This window comes from Rhizobium metallidurans (assembly GCF_014196505.1).
Taxonomy (GTDB): domain Bacteria; phylum Pseudomonadota; class Alphaproteobacteria; order Rhizobiales; family Rhizobiaceae; genus Rhizobium; species Rhizobium metallidurans.
In genome coordinates, this window is sequence record NZ_JACIDW010000047.1 from 1 (window position 1) to 8,039 (window position 8,039).

An 8,039-nucleotide genomic window follows, 5' to 3' on the forward strand; every position below is an offset into this window, starting at 1 on the left:
TTGTCCGGGAATATACTGCAGACTATGCATTTCAGGTCGTGCAGATCGACCATACGCTCGTAGATCTCTTTATCGTCGATTCTTTCCATCGCCGCCCTTTGCAAAGGCCGTGGCTGACACTGGCCATCGATATCGCAAGCCGGATGGTGGCCGGTTTTCATATCAGTCTGGAAAGCCCTTCATCGACATCCGTTGCCCTCGTCGTTCAACAGTTGGTCTTGCCGAAGGAACCGTGGCTCGAAGATCGGCGTATCAAGGCCGATTGGCCGGCCCATGGCCTTCCGGATATCATTCATCTCGACAACGCTCGAGAGTTTCATGGCAAAGCTCTCGTTCGCGGGGCAGCAGAACACGGAATTTCCCTTGTTCATCGTCCGGTTCGCCGTCCGCATTACGGCGCGCATATCGAACGGCTGATCGGCACCATGATGGGGGCGGTGCATATGCTGCCGGGTTCGACCTCAAGCAACGTCGCGGATCGCGGGTCTTATGACTCCGAGAAACATGCAGCGATGACCTTGGATGAGTTGGAGAGGTGGCTCACACTCGAAATCACAGGCCGCTATCATGCCGATCTTCATCGCAGCCTGGGCGTGCCTCCACGGCTGGCCTGGGATGACGGCCTTGCTGATCGGCCATACGCGTTGAGGCTTCCCCATGATCCTGGCCAGTTCCTGAAGGATTTCCTGCCGTTTGAAGAACGGTTCGTCCGTAGAGACGGGATCCATCTGTTCGGGCTTCGCTATTGGGACGATGTGCTTAGCCCATGGGCCGGCCGGGGCCAGCGGGTGCGCGTCAAGTACGACCCCCGAGACCTGTCGCGCGTTCAGGTAGAAGGGGCCGACGGCTTCGTCTGGACGGTTCATTTCGCTGATCTTCGGCGCCCGCGTATCACGCTTGGTGAGCATCGTCTGGCCTTGGCTGCATTGCGAGCAAAAGGCGTCCGGGCCGTCAACGAAGAGCTGATCTTTTCGACGATTGCCGAGCAGCGGCAACTTTTGGCGGACGCTGCGGTGAAAACACGAACCGTGCGCCGGAATGCAGAGCGGAGCGAGCGCGCATTGTTCGCAAGTCGGGGTTACGACGCTCTTCCCGACGACCAGCCCAGTCCAGAAATTTTCGAGGATCTGCCACCATTGTCCGTGGAGGAGTGGTCATGACAGCATACGAGCACCTGCAGCCGGCGTATCGCCAGTATGCCGATCTCGATACCGATGAGCGCATCGCCTGGCTGCGTGCGGATAGATGGCTTGAGACTTCGCAAGCAACGACGGTGATCAGGCGGCTAGAGGATCTTCTGTCTTACCCTCCGCGCGACCGGATGCCCTGCCTTCTCATCTATGGCGAAACCGGTATCGGCAAGACCAAGATCATTCGGAAATTCCTACGTGATCATCCGCCTCGGTTCGACCGGAGCACAGGCGTCACGACGATGCCTGTCGTTGCCATGCAGATGCCGGCCGAGCCGATCGAGCGCGATGTCTATGGTGAGCTGCTGAATGCACTGGGCGCGCCAGGTCCCCAGTACGAAGCCGCATGGCGCCTGAAGGCCATTTGCCGAAGCATGATGCGTGACATGGGCGTTCGGATGCTGATCATCGACGAGATCCACGCTGTCCTGACCGGCACATTTCGCCAGCAGCGAATATTCCTCAACGTCATCCGGTTCCTGGCTAATGATCTGAAGGTGCCTATGATCTGTGCGGGGACGGACCTTGCCCGACAAGCCCTTCTAACAGACCAACAGCTCGCCGAGCGGTTCGATGCTCTTCATCTGAACCGTTGGTCCAACGACAAAAATCTGGCCCAGCTTCTGTCGAGTCTGGCCGGAATTCTCCCCCTCAGGGAACCATCCGATATAGGCACTGCCGCAGTCCGCCAACGTGTCCTTGAGTTGACCGACGGTGTAACGGTCAGGATTTTCCGGTTGATTGAGACCGCAGCGGTCGAGGCCATCCGAAGTGGTAACGAGCGCATTGCCATCGAAAGCTTCACCGGTGGCGAGCTGGTTTTGCCCCTGATCTCGATGACGCGATACTCGGAGCGGCAACTGCAGAGACGGATTGCCCGGTGAGGACGACACCGCTTTTGCCGCTGGCACCGCGGCCATATGGCGACGAACTGATCTCATCGTGGCAGGCGCGGGTTGCGGCAAGGTATTCCCGGCAAAGTGCTGATATTGAAGCTTGGCTGGGCCTCGACAGCTCAACCGATAACGATTTCGATCCAGACCCGACAAGTGTTTGGAGATGGAGCCGCGCTTGCAGGATCCGACCTGCCGTCGTCGAGGCGCTCGCACTTTCCCGGAATGCTGCCTCACTTGGTTATGTCCGGCAGTCCAGATGGCGCGGCATATGTCCCGCCTGCCTGGAGGGCGATCGGCGAAACGGCCGCGATCAGTATCTTCGCAGACACTGGTCGCGCGCTGAGACCGTTGCTTGTAGCATCCACCGCGTTCGCCTCCGCTTCTCCTGTCTGAAATGTTTAAGGCGATGCGACTTCCGGTATGAATACCGGGACGGGTTGGCCGAGCTGATTTGCTCCGGCTGTATGAGAGCTGTGTCGCGTGCCCCACCGTCGCATTTTGAACTCCGTTACGCCGGCCTGCTGATTGCGACGATGGAGGCGATCGACGATGCGGAGAAGGGGAGGGGCGAGACAAAGCTTGCCGACATTCGAAAGGCTATCCGCTTTCTCTGGAGCGGTTCTGTGAACCACGGAAGACCCGAGATCACTTTTTTCGGCGTTCAAGACATAAAAGGGCCGGCTTCCATCCCGGTGAACGTGGATGCGCCGTTGACGTGCTTGTCCATGACATGGCGGTCCAGCACTCTCCTGACGATGGCGCAGATGCTGGATATCAGCAGCGCACAATCCGAGTTCGGCCCTCCTAGCGATTGTTTGACGTTCGCTTTCCAGCAGTTTGAGAAAAATATAACTTCGAGTCAGTCCCTGACTACTCGGTCATCTACGGGGAAAAAAAGCAGAATCGATCTTCCGCCTCGATCCAACAGTAAATATTTTAGAGCTGTCGCCGCGATTACGAAGGATCCGAGGTGGCACGCCATTTCGACGCTTAGGGGACGCCAACGCTCAATCGCGCTCTCGCGACTAGCTCGTAGTCTTTTGGATCTCCTCGAGGGGTGACGCGCTCTCTTGTAATCGCCCTGTAAAACTGCTGCTTCCGTCGTTATTCGGGGTCCGGTCGGCGCGACGCGGCGTCGAGAAAGCTCCTCTGGGGTCGGAGGGCGTCTCTCTGCTCCTGAGTGTGCTGCGACGATCAGGTCACTTGGCGGACTTGAAAGATAGACATTATACGTTATATTATAATGGATAATGTAAATGGACTAAGGAGTCAGTCATGTCCGTGATCAGGATTTCAGAGAAGCTGTCGGTCTCGCCGCAGCCAAGTGCCGACGACATCAAGTCCCTTCGTCGCCAGGGTTTCGCGACGCTGATCAACAACCGCCCGGACGCCGAGGACGCCGCCCAGCCCGGCACGGACGTGGAAAGCCAGGAAGCCGAGCAGTGCGGCCTGTCCTACGCTTATGTCCCGGTCACGCTAGGTACGATCACCGAAGCCGACGTCCGTGCCTTTCAGAAGGCGGTCGATGCGTCCGAAGGCCCGGTGTTCGCCCATTGCAAGTCGGGCACGAGGTCCCTCACCCTCCATTTAATCGGCGAGGTTCTCGACGGGCGAATGGCTGCCGAAGACGTCGTCGAGTTCGGCCGTGCCCACGGCTTCGACAGCAGCGCCGCCGCGGCATGGCTCAAGCAGCACGCGGCACGCCGCCCGCGGGTGAAAGGCTTGTTCGACAAGCGCACCTGGAGCGTCCAATATGTCGTGTCCGATCCGGCGACAGGCAAGTGCGCCATTATCGATCCCGTGCTGGACTTCGACGAGAAATCGGGAGCCACCGCGACCATCAATGCCGACGCGATCCTCGGCTATGTCAGGGAGAATGGCCTGACGGTCGAGTGGATCCTCGATACCCATCCGCATGCTGATCATTTCTCCGCGGCCCACTATCTCAAGGAGAAGACTGGTGCCAGAACCGCGATCGGCGGACGCGTCGTTGATGTTCAGAAGCTCTGGAAGAGGATCTACAATTGGCCCGAGCTTGCCACCGACGGCTCGCAGTGGGACCACCTTTTCGCACACGGCGAAATGTTCAAGGTCGGCTCCATCGACGCGAAGGTGATGTTCTCGCCCGGTCACACGCTCGCCTCGATCACCTACGTGGTCGGCGACGCGGCGTTCGTCCATGACACGCTTTTCATGCCCGAGAGCGGCACGGCGCGGGCAGACTTCCCCGGCGGAGACGCCCGCGTCCTGTGGAAATCGATCCAGGACATCCTCGCCCTCCCGGACGACACCCGAATCTTCACCGGACACGACTACCAGCCGAACGGTCGCGCTCCGCGGTGGGAAAGCACGGTGGCCGAGCAGAAGAAGTCCAACGAGCATCTTGCCGGAGTGACGGAAGAGCAGTTTGTGGAGCTCCGGAGGAGGCGTGACAAGACGCTGCCGCTGCCGAAGCTCATCCTGCATGCGCTGCAGGTAAACATCCGCGGAGGGCGTCTGCCGGAGCCTGAAGCGAACGGCAAGCGCTACCTCAAGTTCCCGCTCGATGCATTGCAGGGAGCCGCATGGGAATGAACACCGATTTAAGGAAAATGATGAAGGCACGGCTCTCTCCCGCCGAGATGGTCGGCCGGGCCGGAGAGGTCGCCGATCTCCTGAAGACGTTGTCCCACCAGTCCCGTCTCATGATCGTGTGCACGCTAGTCGAGCGCGAGTTCTCGGTCGGCGAACTCGAGGAAAAGCTCAACATCCATCAGCCGCATCTTTCGCAGCATCTGACGGTGCTGCGGAGCTCCGGAATTGTCGAAACCCGGCGGGATGGAAAGCAGATCTTCTACCGCCTGACCGAGGAGAAGGCCGCACAACTGGTCTCCGCGCTCTATGACATCTTCTGCGTAAAGGAAGAGACATGAACATCTATCTCCAGTCGCTGAGCGGCGGCATGCTGATCGGCGCATCCGCGGTCATGCTCCTGCTTCTGAACGGCCGGATCGCCGGCATCAGCGGCATCGTCGGCCGCCTTGCCCAAGGCATCGGCTTGACCACCAATCTTGCGTTCGTACTTGGCCTCCTGCTCGGGCCGCTCGTCTACCTGCTGGCGGTCGGTAACTGGCCGACCGTCGAGATCACAGCGGGCTGGCCGATGATCATCGTCGCCGGACTGCTAGTCGGCCTCGGTTCGCGGATGGGATCCGGATGCACCAGCGGCCACGGCGTGCTGGGCCTTGGCTGCCTCTCTCCACGATCCATGGCCGCCGTCGCCACCTTCTTAATCGCGGGGGTCATCGCCGTCACCATTCTACGAGGCCTCGGATTATGAATAGGACCATCTATCAATTCGGCGCCGCCCTCGCCTCTGGCATTGTCTTCGGCTTCGGCCTGTCGCTCTCCGGCATGCTGAATCCCGCTCGCGTCCAAGGCTTCCTCGACGTCTTGGGCAACTGGGACCCAAGCCTTGCCTTCGTTCTTGGCGGCGCCGTCGCTGTCGCCTTCATCGGCGTACAGGTGATGAAGAAGATGCGCCATCCTGCTTTCGACGACAGTTTCCATGTGCCCACAAACCGGACGATTGACGCGCCGCTGGTCATCGGCTCGGCCTTGTTCGGAATCGGCTGGGGGATCGGCGGCCTCTGTCCGGGGCCGGCTGTCGCTTCCCTGTCGGTCGGCTTTCCCCAGACGGTGCTGTTCGTCGTCGCCATGCTGGTCGGCATGATACTTTACGACCGGATTTGGAGCGGAAGGACATGAGCACTTCCGTTCTCGCGGCCGTCGGATCTGGCGGGATCGTCGGCTTCATGCTCGGCCTTCTCGGCGGCGGGGGATCCATTCTGGCGACGCCGCTCCTGCTTTATGTCGTCGGCGTCACGCAGCCTCATATCGCGATCGGAACCGGAGCGCTCGCGGTTTCGGTGAACGCCTTCGCCAACTTCGCGAGCCACGCTATAAAGGGTCACGTCTGGTGGCGGTGCGCAGCCGTCTTCTCCTTGCTCGGCGTCTTCGGCGCGCTTGCCGGCTCCAGCCTCGGCAAAGCGATGGACGGAGGCCGCCTGATCTTCCTGTTCGGCGTCCTGATGGTCGTGGTCGGCGCCCTGATGCTCAAGCCCAGGAAGCCGACGTCCGTAAAAAGCCGGCCGGTCGACCTCAGGATGTGCTTTGTAACCGCAGCTGTGGCGCTTGCAGCCGGAGCGGCATCGGGTTTCTTCGGGATTGGTGGCGGCTTCCTGATCGTTCCCGGCCTGATGCTGGCGACCGGGATGCCGATGATCAACGCGATCGGCACGTCGCTCCTCTCCGTCGGAGCGTTTGGGCTGGCGACCGCGTTGAACTACGCGGCGTCCGGGCTAGTGGACTGGTGGCTTGCCATGGAGTTCATTGGTGGAGGCGTAGCAGGCGGCCTTTTCGGCACGATGCTGGCAACTCGACTGAGCGCCTACAAGAACATACTCGACCGTCTGTTCGCGGCGCTCATCTTTGTCGTCGCAGGTTACATCTTCTACCGGAGCTTGGCATCTACGCCAGCAGGGTGATGCTGCACCTACATCGACACGTGGTGCTGCGTTGTGGAGCCGACGCGTTGACTTAGCACTCTTTGAGACTCCGTCAGCCCCGAAGAAGCCCGAAGCGAAACGCCTCGTCCATGAGCGCTTTTACGGACGAGGGTTGCCATTTCCGGCCGCCGCGAACCGGACGCTCTCCCATCTGATCCAACTGCGCCGCGATGTCGCGCAGTGTCAAACTCGGATCGGCGATAGCGATTGCTGCCACCAGCTTCATATGGTGATCGTCTACTGGTCTGCGAGGGGATCGCGCCAACAGTTCAGGGTCCGCGAGCTTTTCGCGAACCATGCGATGGACAGCACGGCGTAACCGCTCGACAGTCCAGTCGTGGCCCTTGCGGTTAAGGACCAGGACGACATTGTCCCAGCTATGCTGTGGGCGTAGTCGCTTCACCATCGGAAGCCAGGTCTGCGCCGAGGTGATCAGCTCGTCGAGATAAAGCTGGTTCTTCGCAGCGGCCGCAGTCCGTATCGCCTCAGGGCGTCGCTCGCGAAGGCCCGGATTGCCTGCAATCCGGCCGCGTGCCTTGGCAGCCTTCATACCCGATTTCGTTCGCTCCGCTATGAGCGCACGCTCAAGCTGGGCGACGGCGCCCAGGACCTGTAGCGAAAACATACCCTGAGGCGTCGACGTGTCGATCGGATCGCGCAGCGATCGGAAATGGACGCCACGTTCCTCAAGGTCTTCGATGACATCAAGCAGATGACTGACGGATCGTGCCAACCGGTCCAGTCGCACGACGACGAGGACGTCGCCGGTGGTCAGCTCCCTTAGCAGTCTGGCGAGAACTGGTCTGGCACGAGAGGCACCTGAGCCGTGCTCCTGATAGATCCGGTCGCAGCCCCCCGCGCGCAGTTCATCGACCTGCGCATCGTGGAGCTGGTCCTCTGTAGAAACACGCGCATAACCCATCAAGCGCCGCGGCAGGGGAGGGGCTACACGTCTCGCTGATTTTGCCATGGATATTCGGCTCGATTCTGGCATTTTGTTCAAATAAAGAATGCGTCGATAAACGGTCCTTTGCAAGCGTGTTTTATGAGTGATATGCGAGTCCGCAGAGCGCGATTTATGACCATACACTGGTGTTTGGTCATCCAGTTATTCGAACGCGCGCCAGCGGCGATCTGAGGCGGAAACGCTGGGAAGTAAGGCTTCTGAGCGCATAACGTTCGCTGATCTGCGCTCGGACGGACGACGCCGACCGGAATTTTCTTCAGAGCCTGCGGCGACTGCGCCTGTACTGAGCGGGCAAAGCGCGAAGAGCGCGTTGAATCCACCGAATGAGGGCGAAATAGGCCCGAAATCGCCGGAAATGTGGGGAATCCGCTGAATCAGGATGGCCGACAGGCAATGTTCTTGGTTCAGATGGCTCACTTCCGATAAGGGATACTTATCG

The 8,039-nt window shown here is 60.0% G+C and carries 10 protein-coding genes; 8 read left to right on the forward strand and 2 right to left on the reverse strand.

Going from position 1 to position 8,039, the window contains the following annotated elements; genetic code table 11:
• The 8 genes from GGQ67_RS24710 to GGQ67_RS24745 form a co-directional block, all read left to right on the forward strand.
• Window positions 1-1,160, forward strand: a 1,160-nt coding sequence (locus GGQ67_RS24710; RefSeq protein ID WP_246400333.1) for a Mu transposase C-terminal domain-containing protein, incomplete at its 5' end; no start/stop codon positions are given.
• Complete coding sequence (locus GGQ67_RS24715) at window positions 1,157-2,074, forward strand: TniB family NTP-binding protein (RefSeq protein ID WP_183902755.1); 918 nt, start codon at window positions 1,157-1,159, stop codon at window positions 2,072-2,074. The genes GGQ67_RS24710 and GGQ67_RS24715, both read left to right, overlap by 4 nt.
• Window positions 2,071-3,147, forward strand: coding sequence for a TniQ family protein (locus tag GGQ67_RS25695; RefSeq protein WP_183902756.1), 1,077 nt, complete (start codon window positions 2,071-2,073; stop codon window positions 3,145-3,147). The genes GGQ67_RS24715 and GGQ67_RS25695 overlap by 4 nt, the downstream gene beginning before the upstream one ends.
• A gap of 214 nt (window positions 3,148-3,361) precedes the next feature.
• Window positions 3,362-4,660 carry a bifunctional sulfur transferase/dioxygenase Blh gene (blh, locus tag GGQ67_RS24725; RefSeq protein WP_183902757.1) on the forward strand — a complete coding sequence of 433 codons (1,299 nt, stop codon included), beginning with the start codon at window positions 3,362-3,364 and terminating at the stop codon, window positions 4,658-4,660.
• Window positions 4,651-4,998: a sulfite-sensing transcriptional repressor BigR gene (gene bigR, locus GGQ67_RS24730; RefSeq protein ID WP_183902758.1), complete on the forward strand. Its 348-nt coding sequence runs from the start codon at window positions 4,651-4,653 to the stop codon at window positions 4,996-4,998. The genes blh and bigR overlap by 10 nt, the downstream gene beginning before the upstream one ends.
• Window positions 4,995-5,405 carry a YeeE/YedE family protein gene (locus GGQ67_RS24735; RefSeq protein ID WP_183902759.1) on the forward strand — a complete coding sequence of 137 codons (411 nt, stop codon included), beginning with the start codon at window positions 4,995-4,997 and terminating at the stop codon, window positions 5,403-5,405. Before bigR ends, GGQ67_RS24735 begins: the two co-directional genes overlap by 4 nt.
• Window positions 5,402-5,833, forward strand: a complete 432-nt coding sequence (locus GGQ67_RS24740; RefSeq protein WP_183902760.1) for a YeeE/YedE family protein — start codon at window positions 5,402-5,404, stop codon at window positions 5,831-5,833. The genes GGQ67_RS24735 and GGQ67_RS24740 overlap by 4 nt, the downstream gene beginning before the upstream one ends.
• Window positions 5,830-6,612, forward strand: a complete 783-nt coding sequence (locus GGQ67_RS24745; protein WP_183902761.1) for a sulfite exporter TauE/SafE family protein — start codon at window positions 5,830-5,832, stop codon at window positions 6,610-6,612. The genes GGQ67_RS24740 and GGQ67_RS24745 overlap by 4 nt, the downstream gene beginning before the upstream one ends.
• A 73-nt stretch (window positions 6,613-6,685) precedes the next feature.
• Here the strand turns inward: GGQ67_RS24745 and GGQ67_RS24750 are convergent, their stop codons facing one another.
• Both GGQ67_RS24750 and GGQ67_RS25175 read right to left on the reverse strand, forming a co-directional pair.
• A complete protein-coding gene (locus GGQ67_RS24750; protein ID WP_183902762.1) occupies window positions 6,686-7,603 on the reverse strand; it encodes a recombinase family protein in 918 nt (305 codons plus the stop codon).
• Between the two features lie 138 nt (window positions 7,604-7,741).
• Window positions 7,742-8,039, reverse strand: a 298-nt coding sequence (locus GGQ67_RS25175) for a hypothetical protein (protein WP_210279791.1), incomplete at its 5' end; no start/stop codon positions are given.